The sequence below is a fragment of the Mycobacterium sp. NPDC006124 genome, assembly GCF_040614235.1.
Taxonomy (GTDB): domain Bacteria; phylum Actinomycetota; class Actinomycetes; order Mycobacteriales; family Mycobacteriaceae; genus Mycobacterium.
The window spans coordinates 68,571-90,120 of the sequence record NZ_JBEXUA010000004.1; the positions used below are offsets into that span (position 1 = coordinate 68,571).

Annotated in this window: 20 protein-coding genes; 11 read left to right on the forward strand and 9 right to left on the reverse strand. The window is 69.4% G+C overall.

Going from position 1 to position 21,550, the window contains the following annotated elements; all coding sequences use genetic code 11:
• Positions 1–82 precede the first annotated feature (82 nt).
• Complete coding sequence (locus ABZ195_RS09950; RefSeq protein WP_355217181.1) at positions 83–634, reverse strand: hypothetical protein; 552 nt, start codon at positions 632–634, stop codon at positions 83–85.
• 174 nt (positions 635–808) lie between these two features.
• On the opposite strand from ABZ195_RS09950, the gene aceE reads away from it, so the two are divergent.
• From aceE to ABZ195_RS09985, 7 genes are all read left to right on the forward strand, one after another.
• Complete coding sequence (gene aceE, locus ABZ195_RS09955; RefSeq protein WP_355217183.1) at positions 809–3,601, forward strand: pyruvate dehydrogenase (acetyl-transferring), homodimeric type; 2,793 nt, start codon at positions 809–811, stop codon at positions 3,599–3,601.
• Between the two features lie 134 nt (positions 3,602–3,735).
• A complete protein-coding gene (locus ABZ195_RS09960) occupies positions 3,736–5,022 on the forward strand; it encodes a PucR family transcriptional regulator (protein ID WP_355217184.1) in 1,287 nt (428 codons plus the stop codon).
• A 127-nt stretch (positions 5,023–5,149) separates the two neighbouring features.
• Positions 5,150–6,073, forward strand: a complete 924-nt coding sequence (locus ABZ195_RS09965) for an ACP S-malonyltransferase (protein ID WP_355217186.1) — start codon at positions 5,150–5,152, stop codon at positions 6,071–6,073.
• A 75-nt stretch (positions 6,074–6,148) separates the two neighbouring features.
• Complete coding sequence (acpM, locus tag ABZ195_RS09970; RefSeq protein WP_149483639.1) at positions 6,149–6,442, forward strand: meromycolate extension acyl carrier protein AcpM; 294 nt, start codon at positions 6,149–6,151, stop codon at positions 6,440–6,442.
• On the forward strand, positions 6,439–7,689 hold the full coding sequence (gene kasA, locus ABZ195_RS09975) for a 3-oxoacyl-ACP synthase KasA (RefSeq protein WP_355217187.1): 1,251 nt from the start codon (positions 6,439–6,441) through the stop codon (positions 7,687–7,689). The genes acpM and kasA overlap by 4 nt, the downstream gene beginning before the upstream one ends.
• Before the next feature lie 21 nt (positions 7,690–7,710).
• Positions 7,711–8,973, forward strand: coding sequence for a KasA/KasB family beta-ketoacyl-ACP synthase (locus tag ABZ195_RS09980; RefSeq protein ID WP_355217189.1), 1,263 nt, complete (start codon positions 7,711–7,713; stop codon positions 8,971–8,973).
• 16 nt (positions 8,974–8,989) lie between these two features.
• Entirely contained in the window at positions 8,990–10,420 is a 1,431-nt protein-coding gene (locus tag ABZ195_RS09985; RefSeq protein ID WP_355217191.1) for an acyl-CoA carboxylase subunit beta, read from the forward strand.
• A gap of 1 nt (position 10,421) precedes the next feature.
• Here the strand turns inward: ABZ195_RS09985 and ABZ195_RS09990 are convergent, their stop codons facing one another.
• Genes ABZ195_RS09990 through ABZ195_RS10000 form a run of 3 tightly spaced genes read right to left on the reverse strand, consistent with a single transcriptional unit; the run spans position 10,422 to position 13,234 of the window.
• Positions 10,422–11,033: a dihydrofolate reductase family protein gene (locus tag ABZ195_RS09990; RefSeq protein WP_355217192.1), complete on the reverse strand. Its 612-nt coding sequence runs from the start codon at positions 11,031–11,033 to the stop codon at positions 10,422–10,424.
• A gap of 42 nt (positions 11,034–11,075) precedes the next feature.
• Positions 11,076–12,653 carry a glycerol-3-phosphate dehydrogenase/oxidase gene (locus tag ABZ195_RS09995; protein WP_355217194.1) on the reverse strand — a complete coding sequence of 526 codons (1,578 nt, stop codon included), beginning with the start codon at positions 12,651–12,653 and terminating at the stop codon, positions 11,076–11,078.
• Positions 12,650–13,234, reverse strand: coding sequence for a TetR/AcrR family transcriptional regulator (locus ABZ195_RS10000; RefSeq protein WP_355217848.1), 585 nt, complete (start codon positions 13,232–13,234; stop codon positions 12,650–12,652). The genes ABZ195_RS09995 and ABZ195_RS10000 overlap by 4 nt, the downstream gene beginning before the upstream one ends.
• Positions 13,235–13,284: 50 nt before the next feature.
• Between ABZ195_RS10000 and ABZ195_RS10005 the strand changes: the two genes are divergently transcribed.
• Positions 13,285–14,865 carry an FAD-binding oxidoreductase gene (locus ABZ195_RS10005; RefSeq protein WP_355217850.1) on the forward strand — a complete coding sequence of 527 codons (1,581 nt, stop codon included), beginning with the start codon at positions 13,285–13,287 and terminating at the stop codon, positions 14,863–14,865.
• An 11-nt stretch (positions 14,866–14,876) separates the two neighbouring features.
• A complete protein-coding gene (locus tag ABZ195_RS10010; protein ID WP_355217196.1) occupies positions 14,877–15,761 on the forward strand; it encodes a diacylglycerol kinase in 885 nt (294 codons plus the stop codon).
• Between the two features lie 88 nt (positions 15,762–15,849).
• Here the strand turns inward: ABZ195_RS10010 and ABZ195_RS10015 are convergent, their stop codons facing one another.
• The 4 genes from ABZ195_RS10015 to ABZ195_RS10030 form a co-directional block, all read right to left on the reverse strand.
• Positions 15,850–16,362, reverse strand: a complete 513-nt coding sequence (locus ABZ195_RS10015) for a DUF3145 domain-containing protein (RefSeq protein WP_263998797.1) — start codon at positions 16,360–16,362, stop codon at positions 15,850–15,852.
• 110 nt (positions 16,363–16,472) lie between these two features.
• Positions 16,473–17,297, reverse strand: a complete 825-nt coding sequence (locus ABZ195_RS10020) for a serine hydrolase domain-containing protein (protein ID WP_355217198.1) — start codon at positions 17,295–17,297, stop codon at positions 16,473–16,475.
• A gap of 11 nt (positions 17,298–17,308) precedes the next feature.
• Complete coding sequence (locus ABZ195_RS10025) at positions 17,309–18,244, reverse strand: homocysteine S-methyltransferase family protein (protein ID WP_355217199.1); 936 nt, start codon at positions 18,242–18,244, stop codon at positions 17,309–17,311.
• A 5-nt stretch (positions 18,245–18,249) separates the two neighbouring features.
• On the reverse strand, positions 18,250–19,017 hold the full coding sequence (locus ABZ195_RS10030; RefSeq protein WP_355217852.1) for a class III extradiol ring-cleavage dioxygenase: 768 nt from the start codon (positions 19,015–19,017) through the stop codon (positions 18,250–18,252).
• A gap of 40 nt (positions 19,018–19,057) precedes the next feature.
• Between ABZ195_RS10030 and ABZ195_RS10035 the strand changes: the two genes are divergently transcribed.
• Complete coding sequence (locus ABZ195_RS10035; RefSeq protein WP_355217201.1) at positions 19,058–20,143, forward strand: S-(hydroxymethyl)mycothiol dehydrogenase; 1,086 nt, start codon at positions 19,058–19,060, stop codon at positions 20,141–20,143.
• Entirely contained in the window at positions 20,140–20,763 is a 624-nt protein-coding gene (locus tag ABZ195_RS10040; RefSeq protein ID WP_355217202.1) for an MBL fold metallo-hydrolase, read from the forward strand. The genes ABZ195_RS10035 and ABZ195_RS10040 overlap by 4 nt, the downstream gene beginning before the upstream one ends.
• A gap of 9 nt (positions 20,764–20,772) precedes the next feature.
• Here the strand turns inward: ABZ195_RS10040 and ABZ195_RS10045 are convergent, their stop codons facing one another.
• Positions 20,773–21,501 carry an SHOCT domain-containing protein gene (locus ABZ195_RS10045; RefSeq protein WP_355217204.1) on the reverse strand — a complete coding sequence of 243 codons (729 nt, stop codon included), beginning with the start codon at positions 21,499–21,501 and terminating at the stop codon, positions 20,773–20,775.
• Positions 21,502–21,550 lie beyond the last annotated feature (49 nt).

Below are 21,550 nucleotides of genomic sequence, written 5' to 3' on the forward strand. Positions count from 1 at the left end.
ATCCTCCTTGCGCCAGCGTGTCTAGCTTTTGACTATCGTCGCACGCCGCGGCCGTTCGCTCGACGCCTGGCACACGGAAGGCTCAATATGCCGCCGCGCAGGCGGCGCCCGCGGTGGTCTTGGAATCGTTGAGTTGGCGGATCGCGCCGTTGAACTCGTCGGGTCCCGGGTTGCCGCCCAGCACCCCCGCCAGCTGTCGCGCGGAGTCCGCCCAGGCGTTCAGCGCCGTGGTCAAGTCCGGTGACAACGGCCCGGACAAACTGCCCGCGACCTGGTCGGCGCTGCGGTTGAGGGCGTCGACGGCCGGGCCGACCTTGCCGGGCGCGTCCGGTGCGTCGTTGTTGAAGGCGTCGACGTAGTCGTTGACGGCGTCGACGGCGGCCACACTGCTCGAGGCCAGCGCGTCGCAGGAGGTGTGCACGGCGGCCTTGGTCACCGCCACCTGGCGTTCGGACTCCGACACCGCGACCGAGGACGCGACCGACGCCCGGTAGTCGGGGGCCTCGACGCCGTTGGCGGTGGCGTTGCCGTTGGTGATCGACGTGCAGCCGACGACGACCATCGCCAGCCCCGCCGAGACCCCGGCAACCAGGCTGACCGTGCGCAGTCGCGGCACAGCCCCCCAAGTCCTCACGACGTCAAACGTTACCGGTTGCTCGGATCGGCCGTCGGTTCATCCCGCTTGCCCAACCCCGCCCGAACATCTGCGGCACGATAGGGGCACGATGGACTCGTCGCTAGAGATCACGACGAGAATCACGTGTGACGGGGCCACGAGCTCCCGATCACGTCTACCGAGGAGCTGCAGTTGACCACCGAGTTCGCGCGCCAAGACCTGGCCCAAAACTCTGGCACCGCAAGCGAACCCGACCGGGTTCGCGTCATTCGCGAGGGCGTTGCCTCGTACCTGCCAGACATCGATCCGGAGGAGACCAGCGAGTGGCTGGAGTCCTTCGACGCCCTACTCGAACGGTCCGGACCGAGCCGCGCCCGCTACCTGATGCTGCGGCTGCTGGAGCGTTCCGGCGAACAGCGGGTCGCCATTCCGGCGCTCACGTCGACCGACTACGTCAACACGATCCCCACCGAGTTGGAGCCGTGGTTTCCCGGTGACGAGGACGTCGAGCGGCGCTACCGCGCCTGGATCCGCTGGAATGCCGCGATCATGGTGCACCGCGCGCAGCGCCCGGGAGTCGGTGTGGGCGGCCACATCTCGACGTATGCATCGTCCGCGGCGCTCTACGAAGTCGGGTTCAACCACTTCTTCCGGGGCAAGTCCCATCCCGGCGGCGGCGATCAGGTGTTCATCCAGGGCCACGCCTCCCCCGGCATCTACGCCCGCGCGTTCCTCGAGGGCCGGCTAACCGCGGACAAGCTCGACGGGTTCCGCCAGGAGCACAGCCACCCCGGCGGCGGCATCCCGTCCTACCCCCACCCGCGGCTCATGCCCGACTTCTGGGAGTTCCCGACGGTGTCGATGGGCATCGGCCCGATGAACGCCATCTACCAGGCGCGGTTCAACCACTACCTGCACGACCGCGGCATCAAGGACACCTCCGACCAGCACGTGTGGGCGTTCCTCGGCGACGGCGAGATGGACGAGCCGGAGAGCCGGGGCCTCATTCAGGTCGCGGCCAACGAGGCGCTCGACAACCTGACCTTCGTCGTCAACTGCAACCTGCAGCGCCTCGACGGACCGGTGCGCGGCAACGGCAAGATCATCCAGGAGCTGGAGTCGTTCTTCCGCGGCGCGGGCTGGAACGTCATCAAGGTGGTGTGGGGCCGCGAATGGGACGCGCTGCTGCACGCCGACAAGGACGGCGCGCTGGTGAACCTGATGAACACCACGCCCGACGGTGACTACCAGACCTACAAGGCCAACGACGGCGCCTACGTCCGTGATCACTTCTTCGGCCGCGACCCCCGCACCAAGGCCCTCGTCGAGCCGATGAGCGACCAGGAGATCTGGAACCTCAAGCGCGGCGGCCACGACTACCGCAAGGTCTATGCGGCCTACCGGGCGGCGATGGAGCACAAGGGCCAGCCGACGATCATCCTGGCCAAGACCATCAAGGGCTACACGCTCGGCCACCACTTCGAAGGCCGCAACGCCACCCACCAGATGAAGAAGCTCGCACTCGACGACCTCAAGGGCTTCCGCGACGCGACCCGCGTACCGGTCTCCGACGAGGCGCTGGAGAAGGACCCGTACCTGCCGCCGTACTACCACCCCGGCCCCGACGCCCCGGAGATCCGCTACATGCTGGACCGCCGTCGGACGCTCGGCGGGTTCCTGCCCGAGCGGCGCAACAAGGCAAAGGTGCTGCCCCTACCCAGCCGCGACGTCTACAAGTCGCTGAAGAAGGGGTCGGGCAAGCAGCCGGTCGCCACCACCATGGCCATCGTGCGCACGTTCAAGGAGTTGTTGCGCGACAAGGAGATTGGCAAGCGCATCGTGCCGATCATCCCGGACGAGGCACGCACGTTCGGCATGGACTCGTGGTTCCCGTCCTTGAAGATCTACAACCGCAACGGTCAGCTCTACACCTCGGTCGACGCCGAGCTGATGCTGGCCTACAAGGAGAGCGACCTCGGCCAGATCCTGCACGAGGGCATCAACGAGGCCGGTTCGACGGCGTCGTTCACCGCGGTGGGCACGTCGTACTCGACGCACAACGAGCCGATGATCCCGCTCTACATCTTCTACTCGATGTTCGGCTTCCAGCGGACCGGCGACGGCCTGTGGGCGGCGACCGACCAGATGGCCCGCGGGTTCGTCCTGGGTGCCACCGCCGGCCGCACGACGCTGACCGGTGAGGGCCTGCAGCACGCCGACGGGCACTCTCTGCTGCTGGCGTCGTCGAACCCGGCCGTCGTGGCCTACGACCCGGCGTTCGCCTTCGAGATCGCCCACATCGTGGAGAGCGGGCTGGCCCGGATGTACGGGGAGGACCCCGAGAACGTCTTCTTCTACATCACCATCTACAACGAGCCGTACGTCCAGCCCGCCGAGCCGGAGGACTTCGACCCTGAAGGCCTCCTCAAGGGCATCTACCGCTATCGCGTGGCGAAGGAGAAGCGCAGTAACGTCGCGCAGATACTGACCTCCGGAGTCGCGATGCCGGAAGCGCTCCGTGCGGCTGACCTCCTCGCGGCGGACTGGGACGTCGCGGCCGACGTCTGGTCGGTCACCAGCTGGGGTGAACTCAACCGTGACGGCGTCGCGGTGGAGAGGGAACGGCTGCGCCACCCGGACCGCAGCGCCCCGACGCCCTACGTCACCAAGGTGCTCGAGTCGACGGCCGGTCCGGTGGTCGCGGTATCGGACTGGATGCGTGCGGTTCCGGAGCAGATTCGGCCGTGGGTGCCCAACACCTACGTCACGCTGGGCACCGACGGGTTCGGGTTCTCCGACACTCGGCCGGCCGCGCGCCGCTACTTCAACACCGACGCCGAGTCGGTCGTGGTGGCGGTGCTTGAGGCGCTCGCGCGCGACGGTGAGATCGACCCCTCGGTCGCGGTGGCCGCCGCCAAGCAGTACCAGATCGACGACGTGATGGCGGCGCCGGTGCAGACCTCCGACCCCGGGCCGGGCGCCTGACCCGCATCCCGACTCATCGGGTGTGCGGTGAGATCGCGTTTCGGCACGAAATCGCGATCTCACCGCACACTCGGCGATATGGGGTGCGTCGGCGATTGTAGGTTTCCGCTAGAAGGCGGGCGTATCTTTTAGGGATGGTTGACAAGAGGGTCGAAGATTCCCCGGCTTCACCACTGGAATTGCTGGACTCCGTTCCCGAGTCGCTCGTCCGTCGCATCAAGCAGTACTCGGGCCACCTCGCCACCGAGGCGGTCCACGTGATGGGCGACCGACTCTCCTTCTTCGCCGATCTGGAGGCCTCACAGCGCGCCAGCGTCCAGTTGGTCGTGCAGACGGCGTTGGTCAACTTCGCCGAGTGGATGCGCAACCCGCGCGGCGACGTGGGCTACACCGCCGAGGCGTTCGCGCTGGTTCCCCAGGAACTGACGCGACGGATCGCCCTGCGCCAGACCGTCGACATGGTCCGGGTGACGATGGAGCACTTCGAGGAGGCCGTGCCCCTGCTGGGCCGCAACGAGGACCAGACCACGGCGCTGACCGTCGGCATCCTGCGCTACAGCCGCAACCTCGCGTTCGCCGCCGCGTCCGGCTACGCCGACGCGGCGGAGGCGCGCGGCGCGTGGGACACCCGGATGGAGGCCAACGTCGTCGACGCGGTGGTCCGCGGTGAGGTCGGGCCGCAGCTGCAGTCCCAGGCCGCCGCCCTCAACTGGGACGCCACCGCGCCCGCGACCGTGCTCGTCGGGTTCCCGCAGCCGGGTCGCGCCGAGTTCGCCAGCGAGGACGTCCACGAGATCGTCACCCGCAACGGACGGGCGGCGCTGTCAGACGTGCACGGCACGTGGCTGGTGGCGATCGTCTCGGGCCATCTGACGCCCACCGACAAATTCCTCGGTGAACTGCTCGGCGTATTCGCCGACGCGCCGGTGGTCATCGGACCGTTCGCAGCCTCGTTGGTGGCGGCCCACTACAGCGCCGCGGAGGCCATCGCGGGCATGAACGCCGTCGCCGGGTGGAGCGGCGCACCGCGGCCGGTGTCGGCGCGCGAGCTGCTGCCCGAGCGGGCGCTGCTGGGCGATCCGTCGGCGATCGCCGCGCTGGACTCCGACGTCATGCGGCCCCTCGCCGAGGCCGGGCCGGCGCTGACGGAGACGCTGGACGCCTATCTCGATTCCGGGGGTGCGATCGAGGCCTGTGCACGCAAATTGTTCGTTCATCCAAACACCGTTCGGTACCGCCTCAAACGCATCGCCGACTTCACGGGTCGTGATCCGATGCTGCCCCGCGACGCCTACGTTCTGCGGGTGGCGACCACCGTCGGCCGGCTCGGTCGGCAGACCACGCACGCCAGCACGGTAAAGACCCCGGTGGCCCAGCCGACACCCCGGACCGAACGTGACATTGCGTCGTTTTCCGGATAGACGGTCGCAATCCGATCTCGTTGACGTCCCATCACATGCCGTTTTGTAGGTTCCCCACAAAAACATAAGACTATGTTCATATTCTCTTACACCGCGCGAAACCGCTTTCACAGTGTTCTCTTAATCCGTGCCCCAAACACCCACGCTTGCGCTGCTTGCGCCCGGTCAGGGATCGCAGACTCCCGGCATGCTCGCGCCGTGGCTGGAACTGCCCGGCGCCGACGAGCGCATCGCGTCGTGGTCGGAGGCCATTCAACTCGACCTGGCGCGGCTCGGCACGACCGCCACCGCCGAGGAGATCACCGACACGTCGGTCACCCAGCCCCTCGTCGTGGCGGCCACGCTGCTGGCGCACCAGGAAGTCGTGGCGCGTGGCCTGTTCTCCGACGCAGAGCTCGTGGTCGCCGGTCACTCCGTCGGTGAGATCGCGGCCTACGCCGTCGCCGGGGTTCTCTCCGCCGACGACGCCGTCCGTCTCGCCGCCACCCGCGGCTCCGAGATGGCGAAGGCTTGCGCCGTCGAGCCGACCGGCATGGCCGCGGTGCTCGGAGGTGACGAGGCCGAGGTGCTCGCCCGCCTCGAGGCACTCGACCTGGTGCCCGCCAACCGCAACGCCGCCGGACAGATCGTCGCCGCGGGCGCCGTCTCCGCGCTCGACAAGCTGGTCGAGGATCCGCCCGCCAAGGCCCGCGTGCGCAAGCTCGCCACCGCAGGTGCCTTCCACACGCACTTCATGGCCTCGGCGCTGGACGGCTACTCCGCCGCCGCCGACGCGGTCACCGCGACCGACCCCACCGCCAGCCTGCTGTCCAACGCCGACGGCAAGCCGGTGACCTCGGCAGCGGACGCCATGACCAAGCTGGTCGCCCAGCTCACCCGGCCGGTGCGTTGGGACCTGTGCACCGAGACCATCCGCCAGCGCGAGGTCGCCGCCGTCATCGAGTTCCCGCCCGCGGGGACGCTGGTGGGCATCGCCAAACGAGAACTTCGGGGAGTACCGACGTACGCCGTCAAGACCCCCGCAGACCTGGACGGGCTCACCGAGCTCTAAGCCAGAAAGCTCATGTCGACACTCCATCGGGGAGCGTCGGCGCACCGAGAAACACACAGAATAGAAGGAGCCATCGTGGCCGCCAGCCAGGAAGAAATCATCTCGGGTCTCGCAGAGATCATCGAAGAAGTGACCGGCATCGAGCCCTCCGAGGTCACCCCGGAGAAGTCCTTCGTCGACGACCTGGACATCGACTCGCTCTCGATGGTCGAGATCGCCGTGCAGACCGAGGACAAGTACGGCGTGAAGATCCCCGACGAGGACCTCGCCGGCCTGCGCACCGTCGGTGACGTCGTCGCCTACATCCAGAAGCTCGAGGAAGAGAACCCCGAGGCCGCCGCAGCACTGCGCGACAAGTTCACCTCGTGACCCGTCCTTCCACTGCTAACGGCGGTTTCCCCAGCGTGGTGGTGACTGCCGTCGAGGCGACTACTTCTATTGCTCCGGACATCGAGAGCACGTGGAAGGGCTTGCTGGCAGGAGAAAGTGGCATCCGCGTCCTCGACGACCCGTTCGTCGACAAGTGGGATCTGCAGGTCAAGATCGGCGGGCACCTCGCGGAGCCCCTCGATCCACTGATGACGCGGCTCGAACTGCGTCGCATGTCCTACGTGCAGCGGATGTCGAAGTACGTCGGAAACCGCCTGTGGGAGTCCGCAGGAAAGCCCGAGGTCGATCCCGACCGTTTCACGGTCGTGATCGGCACCGGGCTGGGCGGCGGCGAGAAGATCGTCGAGACCTACGACGCGATGAACGAGGGTGGACCCCGCAAGGTGTCCCCACTCGCCGTTCAGATGATCATGCCCAACGGTGCGGCCGCGGTGGTGGGCCTCGAACTCGGGGCCCGCGCCGGCGTCATCACGCCGGTGTCGGCATGTTCGTCAGGGTCGGAGGCCATCGCCCACGCATGGCGGCAGATCGTCATGGGTGACGCGGACTTCGCCGTCTGCGGTGGCGTCGAGGGCATGATCGAGGCGCTGCCGATCGCGGCGTTCTCGATGATGCGCGCGATGTCGACCCGCAACGACGATCCCGAGGCGGCCTCGCGTCCGTTCGACAAGAATCGGGACGGCTTCGTCTTCGGCGAGGCCGGCGCGATGATGATCATCGAGACCGAGGAGCACGCGCTGGCTCGCGGTGCCAAGCCGTTGGCGCGGTTGATGGGTGCCGGCATCTCGTCGGACGCCTTCCACATGGTCGCTCCGGCGGCAGACGGTCTTCGGGCCGGGCACGCGATGAAGCGGGCGATGGAGACGGCGGGGCTCTCGGCGTCGGACGTCAACCACGTCAACGCGCACGCCACGTCCACGTCGATCGGTGACGTGGCCGAGGCCAACGCCATCCGCAACGCCGGGGTGGAGCACGCCGCGGTGTACGCCCCCAAGTCGGCGCTGGGCCACTCCATCGGCGCCGTCGGCGCCCTGGAGTCGATCCTGACGGTGCTGGCGCTGCGCGACGGCGTCATCCCGCCGACGCTGAACTACGAGACGCCCGACCCCGAGATCGATCTCGATGTCGTCGCGGGTGAGCCTCGATACGGCGACTACCAGTACGCCATCAACAACTCGTTCGGGTTTGGTGGACACAATGTCGCCCTGGCCTTTGGGCGCTACTAAGCACCCTGGGCACGGAGAGGATTGGCAGAGTTGACCCGTCTCAGCACGGGGAGCGGTCTCCCCAATGTGGTCGTCACCGGATTTGCGATGACGACCGCATTGGCGACCGACACCGAAGGCACCTGGAAGCGTCTGCAGAACGGTGAGAGTGGCATCCGCACGCTGGATGACTACTTCATCGACCTGTACGACCTTCCGGTGCGCATCGGCGGGCACCTGCTCGAGGACTTCGAGAGCGAGCTGGCACCCGAGGAACTCGACCGACTGTCCTATCTGCAGAAGATGGCCGTCGTCGTCGGTCGCCGAGTCTGGGAGAACGCAGGCTCTCCCGACGTCGACGTCCGGCGTCTGATGGTGTCCGTGGGCACCGGCACGGGCAGCATCGAGGAGTTGCTGTACGCCTACGACGGGATGCGGGAGAAGGGCATCTCGGCGGTCGACCCGTTGGCCGTGCAGAAGTACGTCCCCAACTCCCCCGCCGCCGCGGTCGCCCTCGACCGTGGAGCCAAGGCGGGCGTCATCACCCCGACGTCGGCGTGCGCCTCCGGCAGCGAGGGCATCGCCAACGCGTGGCGCAGCATCGTCCTCGGCAACGCCGACGTCGCCATCTGCGGTGGCGTCGAGACCCGGATCGAAGCGGTGCCGATCGCGGGATTCGCGCAGATGCGAATCGTGTTGTCCACCACCAACGACGACCCGGCCGGGGCCTGCAAGCCCTTCGACAAGAACCGCAACGGCTTCGTCTTCGGCGAGGGCGCCGGCCTGATGGTGATAGAGACCGAGGAGCACGCCAAGGCGCGTGGCGCCAACATCGTCGCGCGGCTCATGGGCGCCGGAATCACCTCCGACGGCTACCACATCGTGGCCCCCGATCCGACGGGTGACCGTGCGGGACAAGCCATTTCGCGAGCGATTCAGCTCGCGGGCCTGCAACCGGGCGACATCGACCACGTGAACGCCCATGCGACGGGCACACAGGTCGGCGACGTCGCCGAGGGCAAGGCCATCAACAACGCGCTGGGCGGCAATCGCCCAGCGGTCTACGCGCCGAAGTCGGCGCTGGGCCATTCCGTGGGCGCGACCGGTGCGGTGGAGTCCATCCTCACCGTGCTGGCCCTGCGGGACGGAGTCGTCCCGCCCACCTTGAACCTGGACACCCTCGATCCAGAGATCGACCTCGACGTGGTCGCCGGCGAACCGCGCCGGGGCACCTACGAGTACGCAATCAACAACTCATTCGGATTCGGCGGGCACAACGTCGCGATCGCCTTCGGGAAGTACTGAGACCTAGGAGAACGAGATGACGATCACCACCCCCGACAAGGCGACCGACGCGAACGAGACCGTCGACCCACGCGACCCCCTGCTGCGTCTGCGTACCTTCTTCGACGAGGGCAGTGTCGAGCTGCTCCACGAGCGTGACCGCTCGGGCGTGCTCGCCGCCGCCGGCACCGTCAACGGCGTGCGCACCATCGCGTTCTGCACCGACGGCACCGTGATGGGCGGCGCGATGGGCGTCGACGGATGCGCCCACATCGTCGACGCCTACGACACCGCCATCGACGAGCAGGCCCCGATCATCGGCATCTGGCACTCCGGTGGTGCTCGCCTGGCCGAGGGCGTCAAGGCCCTGCACGCCGTCGGACTGGTCTTCGAGGCCATGATCCGTGCGTCGGGGTACATCCCCCAGATCTCCATCGTCGTCGGATTCGCCGCTGGCGGAGCGGCTTACGGGCCTGCTCTCACCGACGTCGTCATCATGGCGCCGGAGGGCCGCGTGTTCGTCACCGGACCCGACATCGTGCGCAGCGTCACCGGCGAGGACGTCGACATGGCCTCCCTCGGCGGCCCGGACACCCACCACAAGAAGTCCGGCGTCTGCCACATCGTCGCCGACGACGAAGCCGACTCCTACGAGCGCGGCCGCCGACTGATCGGGCTGTTCTGCCAGCAGGGTCACTTCGACCGCTCCAAGGCCGAGGCCGGAGACTCCGACCTGCGCGCCCTACTGCCCGACTCGGCCCGACGCGCCTACGACGTACACCCGCTGATCTCGGCGCTGCTCGACGAGGACGTGCCCTTCGACGAGTTCCAGTCCAAGTGGGCGCCGTCGATGGTCGTCGGCCTGGGCCGCCTGGCCGGACGCAGCGTCGGCGTGCTCGCCAACAACCCCCTGCGCCTCGGCGGCTGCCTGAACTCCGAGAGCGCCGAGAAGGCAGCACGTTTCGTGCGGCTCTGCGACGCGTTCGGCATCCCGATCGTCGTCATCGTCGACGTGCCCGGCTACCTTCCCGGCGTCGACCAGGAGTGGGGTGGCGTCGTGCGCCGCGGCGCGAAGCTGCTGCACGCCTTCGGTGAGGCCACCGTCCCGCGCGTCACGCTGGTGACGCGAAAGATCTATGGCGGGGCCTACATCGCGATGAACTCGCGTTCGCTCGGCGCGACGAAGGTCTTCGCATGGCCCAACGCCGAAGTCGCCGTCATGGGCGCCAAGCCCGCCGTCGGCATCCTGCACAAGCGCACGCTGGCCGCCGCCGCGCCCGAGGACCGTGAGGCCCTGCACGAGCAGCTCGCGGCCGAGCACGAGCGCATCGCGGGCGGCGTGGACAGCGCCATCGAGATTGGTGTCGTCGACGCCAAGATCGATCCCCCGCACACCCGCAGCGTGCTCACCCAGGCGCTGGCCGAGGCTCCGGCCCGTCGCGGCCGCCACAAGAACATCCCGCTGTAAGTCATTCCAGCGCAAAGGAACCGACGGTGAGGGCACCTGCCGGACGGTAGGTGCCGATCACCACGCCGGTCGTGGAGACCGAGCTGTCGACCAGCTCCAACTTCCCGGGCACCACGCCGTCGGCGAACAGCCGCTTGCCGGTGCCGACCACCACGGGGAACACCCACAGCCGGTACTCGTCGATCAGGTCGTGGCGCATCAGCGTCTGCAGCAGGTCGCCGCTGCCGTGCACCTGCAACTCGGGACCGTCGGTGGCCTTCAGCGCCGCGACCGCCGCGGGCACGTCGTGGTCGAGCAGTTGCGAGTTCTGCCAGTCCAGGGTGGGGCGCTGCCGCGAGGCGACGTATTTCCCGGCCTCGTTGAGGGGCTTGCCGCCCTCCTCGTCACCCACCCGCGGCCAGTGCGCGGCGAAGATGTCGTAGGTGCGTCGGCCCAACACCAGGTCGAAGGGCACCCCCATGGTCTCGCCCATCACCTGGTTCATGTGGTCGTCCCAGAAGTTCACCGACCAGCCGCCGAGGGCGAAGGCGCCGTCGGCGTCCTCCTCGGGTCCGCCGGGGGCCTGCATGACGCCGTCGAGGGTCAGGAACGTATTCGTGATCAGTCGTCTCATGGTGATTGGGACACCGGGCGGCCCCGAAACTCATCGGCGCGTTCAGCCGAGCAGTTCCACCGCGGCGTCGAGAGCCTTGGCCCGGTCGGCGGCCACCAGCCCGATTCGGGTGCGCCGGTCGAGCACGTCGTCGACCGACAGTGCCCCCTCGTGGGTGCGCGCGTACTCGAATTCTGCTCGGGTGACGTCGATTCCGTCGGCCACCGCCGCGCCGGGCCGGTCGCACGTGGCCTGAGCCATCACGTTGGGCGCCTCGGCCCCGTAGCGGGCGACGAGTGACGGCGGCAGTCCCATCGACGGCCGCGGCGCCGCCCCCGGGTTGGCGGGCGCGCCGACCAGTGGCAGGTCGGCGGTCCGGCAGGGCCCGGCCTCGAGGTGGCGCGACCGCACGGCGCGGTCCACCACGTCCTGGGCCATGTAGCGGTACTCGGTGAGCTTGCCGCCGATCACGCTGAGCACGCCGGTGGCCGACTCCACGACGGCGTGTTCGCGCGACACGTCCGCGGTGCTCACCACTTTCCCGGGTCGCTTCGCTCCTGCCCTCCGATCAGGGCCCGTTGATTCGATCAGTGGCCGCAACCCGGCGTAGGCGCCGACGACGTCCTCGGGTCCCAACGCCACGGCGAGCGCGGTGTTGACGGTGTCCAGCAGGAAGGACACCTCGGCCGGGGTGGGTTCCGGAACGTCGGGAATGGGTCCGGGCGCCTCCTCGTCGGTGAGACCGAGGTACACCCGTCCGAGCTGCTCGGGCATCGCGAAGATGAACCGGTTGGTCGCACCCGGGATCGGAACCGTCAGTGCGGCAGTGGGATTACCGAAGGCAGCCGCGTCGAACACCAGGTGCGTACCGCGACTGGGTCGCAGCGTGATCGAGGGGTCGACGTCGCCGGCCCAGACGCCGGAGGCGTTGAGCACCGCGCGGGCGGTCACGTCGACGGACTCGCCGGTGAGCTGGTCGGTCAAGCGCACCGAGGTGCCGGTCGCCTCGGAGGCCGCGACTCGGGTGAGGATGCGGGCGCCGTGCTGCGCCGCGGTGCGGGCGACGGCGACCACCAGGCGGGCGTCGTCGACGAGTTGGCCGTCGTAGGCGAGGAAGGCGCCGTCGAGGCCGTCGCGGCGCACCGTCGGCACCAGGTCGACGGCCCGCGCGGCGTCCACCCGGCTCGACCGCGGCAGGGTCGACGCGGGCGTGCCCGCCAGCTTGCGCAGACCGTCGCCGGCGGCGAACCCCACCCTGACCAGTGCCCGGGAGGCGCCGCTCATCGACGGGAGCAGCGGCACCAGCTGGGGCATCGCGGTGACGAGGTGAGGAGCGATGCGCGTCATCAGGATTCCGCGTTCGACGGCGCTGCGACGGGCGATGCCCACGTTGCCGGTCGCGAGGTACCGCAACCCGCCGTGGACCAGCTTCGAACTCCAACGGCTGGTGCCGAAGGCCAGGTCGTGCTTCTCGGCCAGGACGACCGACAGTCCGCGGGAGGCTGCGTCGAGCGCGATGCCGACACCGGTGATGCCGCCGCCGATGACGACGACGTCGACCCGGGCGCCGTCGCCGAGGGCGGTCAGGTCCGCGGTGCGGCGGGCGGCGTTCAGGGCCGTCGACGGGGTGTGGGTCGTCATGGCGCGAGGTATCCGTTCAAGGCGAGAGTCAGCTGAATGGCCAGGTCGTCGGCGGGCAGGATGGCCTCGACCATCTGTGCGGCGAGGATCGTCGACTGCGTGATGAGCAGGCACATCACCGCGAGCTGCCGGACCTCGCCCGACCGCACGCTGCCCTCGTCCTGGGCCGCTTCGATCTCCCCCGCCACGGTGTCCAGGAGCATCTGCTGGCTGGTGCCGAGCCGTTCGGACAGGTACGACATCGCCAGGTCCGGGTCTTGCCGAAGGACCGACATGACGACGTCGTCGCGGCGGATCAGCTGGGCGACGCCGACGACGCGGTCGACCAGCGGGGCGCGTCCGACGCCCGCGCTGGGCACGGCGTCCAGCGCCCGGGTGATACGGGCGGTGAGCAGCGCGGCGAGGATGGACCGCGTGTCGGGGAACCGGCGGTAGACCGTCGGCCGGCTGATGGTCGCGCGGCGGGCGATCTCGGCCAGAGTCACTCGGTCGACGCCGAAGGCCAGGACACTGTCGGCGGCCGCGTCGAGGATGCGGTCCTCGATCGAGGCCGGACGTTCCTCGTTACTAATTGACATGATCTGTAATACTGTAACGCATGACGCGACCGCACGACCAGTCCACGCCGCCGATGAAGTGGAACGCCTGGGGCGACCCCGCGGCGGCCAAGCCGCTGTCCGACGGCATCCGCACCCTGCTCGTACAGGCCCTCGGGATCAGTGCCGACCCGGCCGCCGAACCCGACGCCGACCGGGTGCCCGTGCGTCCGTCGGCTCTGTCCGACGGCGACCGCGAGGCGCTCGTCGCGATCGTCGGTGAGGAGCACTGCGTCACCGACGACCACGCCCGGCTTCTACGAGCCGGCGGCAAGTCCACGCTGGACCTGTTGCGGCGCAACGGCGCCGGAGTGCAGGACGCGCCCGACGCCGTGCTGCTGCCTGCCGACGAAGCCGAGATCGCCGCGGTTCTCGCGCACTGCTCCCGGAGCAGCATCGCCGTCGTCCCCTTCGGCGGTGGCACCAGCGTGGTCGGCGGACTGGACCCCGACCGGGGCGACTTCAAGGCCGTCGTGTCGGTCGACCTGCGCAGGCTCGACGCGTTGCACGGCCTCGACGAGGTGTCCGGCGAGGCCGAACTCGGCGCCGGGGTCACCGGACCCGACGCCGAGAGACTGCTTGGCGCCCAACGGTTCTCGCTCGGCCACTACCCGCAGAGCTTCCAGTTCGCCACCATCGGCGGGTTCGCCGCGACGCGCTCGTCGGGGCAGGACTCCGCCGGCTACGGCCGGTTCGACGACATGGTCCGCGGCCTGCGCGTGGTGACTCCGGCCGGCGTACTCGACCTCGGCCGCGCCCCCGCCTCCGCCGCCGGACCCGACCTGCGACAGCTGATGCTCGGCTCCGAGGGCGTCTTCGGCGTCATCAGTCGGGTGCGTGTTCGGGTGCACCCCGTGCCCGAGACCACTCGCTACGAGGCGTGGTCCTTTCCCGACTTCGGCACGGGCGCAGCGGCATTGCGCGCCGTCGCGCAGAACGGCACCGGGCCCACCGTCATCCGACTGTCCGACGAGGCCGAGACCGGCGTCAACCTCGCCACCACCGAGACCATCGGCGAAACCAGCGTCACCGGCGGATGTCTGGCGATCACCGCCTTCGAGGGCACCTCCGCCCACACCGAGAGCCGGCACGCCGAGACGCGGGCGGTGCTCGCCGCGCACGGCGGCACCAGCCTTGGCGAGGGTCCCGCCACGGCGTGGGAGCACGGTCGCTTCGGCGCACCGTACCTGCGGGATTCGCTGTTGGCGGCCGGGGCGCTGTGCGAGACGCTGGAGACGGCGACCACCTGGTCGAACCTGGCCGCCACGAGAACCGCCGTGACCGACGCCCTGACGACCACGCTGGCCGAAGCGGGCACCCCCGCGCTGGTGCTGTGCCACATTTCCCACGTGTACCCGACCGGCGCCTCGCTGTACTTCACCGTCGTGGCGGGGCAGCGCGGCAATCCGATCGAGCAGTGGCGCGCGGCCAAGACCGCGGCATCGGAGGCCATGGTGCGCTGCGGGGCGACGATCACCCATCATCACGCCGTGGGCGCCGACCACCGGCCCTGGATGCGCGAGGAGATCGGCGACCTCGGGGTCGACGTCCTGCGCGCGGTGAAGGCGGTGCTCGATCCCGCCGGAATCCTCAACCCGGGCAAGCTGATTCCGTGACGGTCGGCCGCGTGACCGTCTTGACCAACCCGGCGTCGGGTCATGGCGGCGCCACCCATGCCGCCGAGCGGGCCGTCGCCCAGTTGCACCGTCGCGGCCTGGACGTGGTGGCGATCGCTGGCACCGACGCCGACCACGCGCGGCGACTGGTCGAGGGGGCGCTGGAGCGCGGCATGGACGCCCTCGTCGTGGTGGGCGGTGACGGCATCGTCTCACTGGCCCTGCAGGTACTGGCGGGCAACGACATTCCGCTGGGCATCATCCCGGCCGGCACCGGCAACGACCATGCCCGCGAGTTCGCCATCCCCACCAAGGACCCGGAGGGGGCGGCCGACGTCGTGGTCGACGGCATCGTCGAGACCGTCGACCTGGGCCGCATCGTCGGCGCCGACGGCACTCAGCGCTGGTTCGGCACCGTGATGGCCGCCGGTTTCGACTCGCTGGTGACCGACCGAACCAACCGGATGACCTGGCCGCACGGCAGGATGCGCTACAACCTGGCGATGCTGGCCGAGATCTCGCAGCTTCGGCTGCTGCCGTTCCGGCTGACCTTCGACGGCGAGGAACTGGTCACCGACCTGACCCTGGCGGCGTTCGGCAACACGCGAAGCTACGGCGGCGGCATGTTGATCTGCCCGGACGCCGACCACGCCGACGGCAAGCTGGACGTGACCATGGTGCAGTCGGCGTCACGGGCCAAGCTGATCCGGCTGTTCCCCACCGTGTTCAAGGGCACCCACGTCGCGCTCGACCAGGTGCGCACGGCCCGGGCGACGACGATCACCGTCGAGTGCGCGGGCATCAACGCCTACGCCGACGGCGAGTACGTGTGCCCGCTGCCGGTGGAGGTGTCGGCGGTGCCCGGCGCGCTGAGGATCCTGCGTCCGGCGCCGTGAGCCCTCGCGAGACATAGGCCGTGGCGACGACACGCCGGAGGACGCCGCCGCCAGTCATGCCTCGCGGCGTGAGCCGTCCCGCGAGCGGTTAGCCGACCCCGCGGTTGAGCCAGGTGACCTCGCCGGTGTCCCCGCCGCCGCGGAACTCCTCGAGCGCCTCGTCCCATGCGGTGCCCAGCACGGTGTCCATCTCGGCGGCCATGGCGTCGGCGCCGGAGGCCATCAGGCCGCGCAGCCGCATCTCGCCGACCATCACGTCACCGTTGGCGCTCATCACGCCGCTCCACAGCCCAAGCTGCGGGGTATGGCACCAGCGGTGCCCGTCGACGCCCTCGCTGGGGTCCTCGGTGACCTCGAAGCGAAGCACCGACCACGACCGCAGCGCATTGGCCAGGGCAGCCCCCGTACCCACGGGACCTACCCAGTTGGTGACGGCACGGAGCTGCCCAGGCATCGCCGGCTGCGGCGTCCACTTGAGGTTCGCCCTCGCCGACAGGGTCGACGAAAGCGCCCACTCCACGTGTGGACATACCGCCGCGGGCGAGGCGTGGACGTACACCACACCGGTGGCCGTGTCGGCGAACTGGTTCGACGCACGCATCATCTGCTCCTTCGGCTCAATAGGGACGTCTTCCCCGACGACCTGCTGAGCTCCAAGAAGAGGCAGTTGATTCGTGCGTGTCTATTGTGCCCTGTGAGGCAGGTGTTGCGCTAGTGTGGCCCGGATTCTCTCAGTACTCCATCAGAGATGGCCGGCCACAGCGGCAGAGACCAGTCTCCGAAGTCGCGGTCGGTCAGCACCACGAGGGCCAGGTCGGCGGCCGGATCCACCCACAGGAACGTGCCCGATTGGCCGAAGTGTCCGAACGTCGCGGGATCGTTGGACGCGCCGGTCCAGTGGGGCGACTTGCCGTCGCGCAGCTCGAAGCCCAGCCCCCAGTCGTTGGGACGCTGGACGCCGTACCCCGGCAAGACGCCCGACAGGTCGGGGAACTGCACGGCCACGGCGTCGGCGTGCATCTGCTCCGAGACCAGCGTCGGACGCAGCAGCTCGGCGGCGAAGCGGGCCAGGTCGGCCACCGACGACCGCCCCCCGAAGCCCGCGGCCGCGGCGCCACCCTCCAACGCCGACGTACCCATCCCCAGCGGCTCGAAGACGGCCTCGGCCAGGTAGCGCTCGAACGGGATGTCGGACGCCCCCTCCAGCATCGCCGCGAGCACCCCGAAGCCCTCGTTGGAGTAGATGCGCCGGGTACCGGGTTCGGCGATCACGTCGGCCGAGCGCATCGCCAGTCCCGAGGTGTGCGCGAGCAGATGCCGCACGGTCGAGCCGGGCGGGCCGGCCGGGGTGTCGAGGTCGACGACGCCCTCCTCCACCGCCACCTGGGCGGCGCGGGCGACGAGCAGCTTGGTCACCGAGGCGAGGCCGAAGGCGCGGTCGACGTCGCCGTGCTGGGCCACGACACCGCCCGGGCCGACCACCGCCGCGGCGGCGTTGGGGACCGGCCAGTCGGAGAGGGCGTCGAGGGCAGACACGAGTTGGGAGCCTAGTTCGGGGCCAGCCGACGCCAGACCGCCGCCACGTGACGCACGTCGGTGCCGCAGCACCCACCGAACACCGTGGCCGCGGGCAGGCGCTCGCGCAGGGCCGCGGTGCCCGCGCCGAAGTCGTCCGGGTCGCCCTCGTCGAGGTCGTCGGCCTCGTCCAATTCGGCATGATTGCGCGTCGAGGCGTTCAGCCGCAGTCCGACCATCCGCTGCAACCACGGCCCCTCGTCGTCGAAGGTGCCCGTCAGATGCGTCGGGTGGGCGCAGTTGACCATGAAGTAGGCCGCCCCCGAGTCCGTGTCGGCGTCGACCCGTTCGACGGCCTCGCGCAAGGACTGCCCCGTCGCGAGCCGCCCGTCGGTCTCCACCGTGAACGACACCGCCACGGGGACGTCGGCGTCCGCGGCCGCCCGGACGATGCCGACGGCCTCCGCCGCGTCGTTGATCGTGACGGCGGTGACCAGATCCGCGGTGGTCGCGGCGAAGGACGCGATCTGCGGGGCGTGGTAGTCCTGCGCCTCGGCGGCGGTCATCGTCCGTTCCCGGGGCCCGACGCAGCCGCTGACCACGGCGGTGATCCCGTCGGCGGTCGCCGAGGCTCGGACCTCCTCGGCGAGCTCGATCGCGCGCCGGTTGAGGTCGTCGAGCTGGACCACTGAGAATCCAAGGCGCGCAGCCCAATCCGGATTCGCCCGCCACGTCGGCGCCTCGACGACGAAACCGGCTCCGTGACGTCGGGCGACGTCGAGGTAACCCGCGTAATACCGGCGCAGCACCTCGCGGGTCTCGGGACACTCCAGCAGGGGGAACGCCGCGAAGCACGGCAGGTCGAAGCGAGAGTGGAACATCAGATCGGTCTCGAGACCCCCGTCGGTGACGAACATCTGGTCACCGGCGAGTTGAGGCAATCGTCGTGCGTCGATGCGCCCCAACATACCGATCAGACCAACTGCAGCGAGCGCTTCGCCAAACCCATCCAGAAGCCGTCGACGACCTGCGTCGGAATCTGCTCCGGATCCGCCGAGGCACCCAGCGCGACGAACAGCGGCGCGAAGTGCTCGACGGTCGGATGGGCGTACGGCATGCCCGGCGCCTTGGCCTGGAAGTCCAGCAGCGCGTCGAGGTCACCGGCGGCGAACCGTTCGGCCGCCCAGTCGTCGAACTCCCTCGACCATCCTGGCGCGACGGCGTTCGGCGTGCGGTCGGTCAGGAACGGCAAGCCGTGGGTGGTGAAGCCGGAACCGATGACCAGCACGCCCTCCTCGCGCAGCGGACGCAGCCGGGCACCGAGTTCGAGCAGCCGTTGCGGATCGAGGGTGGGCATCGACATCTGCAGGACCGGAATGTCGGCTTCGGGGTACATCACCGTCAGCGGGACGTACGCGCCGTGGTCGAGTCGGCGGTTCGGGTCGTGTGCGACGGTCTCCCCGTCGGGCATCAGCGCCTCCACCCGGCGCGCGACGTCGGGGGCGCCGGGCGCGTCGTAGGTCACGTCGTAGTAGCGCTGCGGAAAGCCCCAAAAGTCGTACGTGAGTGGCGTCTTGGCGGTCGTCGACCCGATCGTCAGCGGCGCGGCCTCCCAGTGGGCGGAGACCACCAGGATGGCCTCGGGCCTCGGCAGCTGCGCCGACCATTCGACCAACTGCGACACCCACCTCTCGTCGTCGACGAGGGGCGGCGCACCGTGGGACAGGAACAGAGCGGGAATCACTGGTCGAGCTTCCCACTGCGGCCGCTAAGTTGTACGCATGAGTCAGACGGTGCGCGGTGTCATCTCTCGATCGAAGAAGCAACCAGTCGAATTGGTCGACATCGTGATCCCGGATCCCGGACCCGGTGAGGTCGTGGTCGACGTCATCGCCTGCGGGGTGTGCCACACCGACCTGACCTACCGCGAGGGCGGCATCAACGACGAGTACCCCTTCCTGCTCGGCCACGAGGCCGCCGGCACCGTGGAGTCGATCGGCGAGGGCGTCACCAACGTCGAGGTCGGCGACTTCGTGGTCCTCAACTGGCGCGCGGTGTGCGGGCAGTGCCGGGCGTGCAAGCGAGGTCGCCCGCAGTACTGCTTCGACACCCACAACGCCGCGCAGAAGATGACCCTGACCGACGGCACCGAGCTCACCCCCGCCCTGGGCATCGGGGCGTTCGCCGACAAGACCCTCGTCCACGAGGGACAGTGCACCAAGGTCGACCCCGAGGCCGACCCCGCCGTCGCCGGCCTGATCGGCTGCGGCGTGATGGCCGGCATCGGCGCGGCGATCAACACCGGCAACGTCAACCGCGACGACACGGTCGCGGTGATCGGATGTGGCGGCGTGGGTGACGCCGCGATCGCCGGGGCCGCTCTGGTCGGCGCCAAGATGGTCATCGCCGTCGACACCGACGACAAGAAGCTCGACTGGGCGCGCGAATTCGGCGCCACCCACACGATCAACGCCAGAGAGTTCGACGTCGTGGAGACCATCCAGGACCTCACCGGCGGCAACGGCGCCGACGTCGTCATCGACGCGGTGGGCCGCCCGGAGACCTGGAAGCAGGCGTTCTACGCTCGCGACCTGGCCGGCACCGTCGTGCTGGTCGGCGTGCCCACCCCGGACATGACGCTGGAGATGCCGCTGGTCGACTTCTTCTCTCGCGGAGGCTCGTTGAAGTCGTCCTGGTACGGCGACTGCCTGCCCGAGCGCGACTTCCCCACCCTGATCAGCCTGTACCGCCAGGGCCGGCTGCCGTTGGAGAAGTTCGTCTCCGAACGCATCGGCCTCGACGGAATCGAGGACGCCTTCCACAAGATGCACGCCGGCGAGGTCCTGCGTTCGGTGGTCATCCTGTGAGCAACATCGAGCGCCTGGTCACCAGCGGCACGTTCGAACTCGACGGCGGCAGCTGGGACGTCGACAACAACATCTGGATCGTCGGTGACGAGTCCGACGTCATCGTGTTCGACGCCGCCCACGAGGCCGGGCCGATCGTCGACGCCGTCGCGGGCCGCAACGTGGTGGCCGTGGTCTGCACCCACGGTCACAACGACCACGTGACCGTCGCCCCCGAACTCGGCAAGACCCTCGACGCGCCCGTCCTGCTGCACCCGGCCGATGACGTCCTGTGGCGAATGACGCACCCGGACGAGGACTTTCGCGGTGTCGAGGATGGGACGCGCCTACGCGCGGGCTCGGTCGAACTGCGCGCCTTGCACACCCCGGGGCACTCACCAGGCTCGGTGTGCTGGTACGCGCCCGACCTGGGCGCGGTGTTCAGCGGTGACACCCTGTTCAACGGTGGCCCGGGCGCGACTGGGCGGTCCTACTCCGACTTTCCCACGATCCTGTCGTCGATCTCCGAACGCCTCGGCAAGCTGCCGGCCGACACGGTGGTCTACACCGGGCACGGCGACACCACGATCGTCGGCGACGAATTGGTGAACTACGACGAGTGGGTCACGCGCGGGAGTTAGTCGGCGCCGCTAGGGGCCGTCGAGCACCCGCTTCTTCTCGGCGGCGTACTCGTCCTCGGTCAGCGCACCCGAGGCACGCAGGCGGGCAAGGGTTTCCAGGGTCTGCGCCCGGATGGCGTCGTCGGAGGACGCGTAGCTCGGGACCGCCCGGATCGGCGGTGGTGACGGGTCGCCTGCCGACCAGCCCGGTGCGTCGACGGCGCGGCGTCCGACCCTGGCGGCCCAGATGCGCGCGACGACCAGGGCGACGACGGCGAGACCGAAGACCGCCGCCAGGATCCAGGGCAGACTGCCAAACGGGCTGCCGTGACCAAAGGCCAGCGACGGGTCGAGGTAGGCGCTGACGTTACCGCCCAACTCGACGTCGTAGGTACCGGCCACCGGCAGGTGCAGATACCCGATTCGCACCCGTGCGTCGTTGTTGACCGTCGTCGTCCCGCCGTAGTCTTCGGCGAGTTGGACGTCGCTGCCGTCGGGTCCGGTGATCCGGTACGTCAGCGGCGGTACGGGCAATCCGTTGCCACCGCCGCCGACGAGCACGGTGTGAAAGGTCACCGTCACCTCACCGGCGGGCAAGTCCAGACGGCTGGACCCGGGGATGGGCACCTCGCCGTAGGCGTCGTACTCGTCGAGGACGAAGGCGTTGAGCATCAGCGCCGCGAGGAATCCGACTCCGGTCAGCACCATCGTCACCGCGGCGACGACGGTCAGGATCCGCGGGCCCGTCGAGCTCCTCATGGTTGGCAGTCTTGCACGCCGACGCGGCGGAGGGGTTACCGTTCTCGGT

Bases quoted from the DNA above. Each gene is read 5' to 3' on its own strand.
- ABZ195_RS09995 (WP_355217194.1), bottom strand. From the start codon at position 12,653: ATGACGACCCACACCCCGTCGACGGCCCTGAACGCCGCCCGCCGCACC.
- ABZ195_RS09985 (WP_355217191.1), top strand. From the start codon at position 8,990: ATGACGATCACCACCCCCGACAAGGCGACCGACGCGAACGAGACCGTC.
- ABZ195_RS10035 (WP_355217201.1), top strand. From the start codon at position 19,058: ATGAGTCAGACGGTGCGCGGTGTCATCTCTCGATCGAAGAAGCAACCA.
- ABZ195_RS10045 (WP_355217204.1), bottom strand. From the start codon at position 21,501: ATGAGGAGCTCGACGGGCCCGCGGATCCTGACCGTCGTCGCCGCGGTG.
- ABZ195_RS09990 (WP_355217192.1), bottom strand. From the start codon at position 11,033: ATGAGACGACTGATCACGAATACGTTCCTGACCCTCGACGGCGTCATG.
- ABZ195_RS09960 (WP_355217184.1), top strand. From the start codon at position 3,736: ATGGTTGACAAGAGGGTCGAAGATTCCCCGGCTTCACCACTGGAATTG.
- ABZ195_RS10005 (WP_355217850.1), top strand. From the start codon at position 13,285: ATGAAGTGGAACGCCTGGGGCGACCCCGCGGCGGCCAAGCCGCTGTCC.
- ABZ195_RS10015 (WP_263998797.1), bottom strand. From the start codon at position 16,362: ATGCGTGCGTCGAACCAGTTCGCCGACACGGCCACCGGTGTGGTGTAC.
- ABZ195_RS10025 (WP_355217199.1), bottom strand. From the start codon at position 18,244: ATGTTGGGGCGCATCGACGCACGACGATTGCCTCAACTCGCCGGTGAC.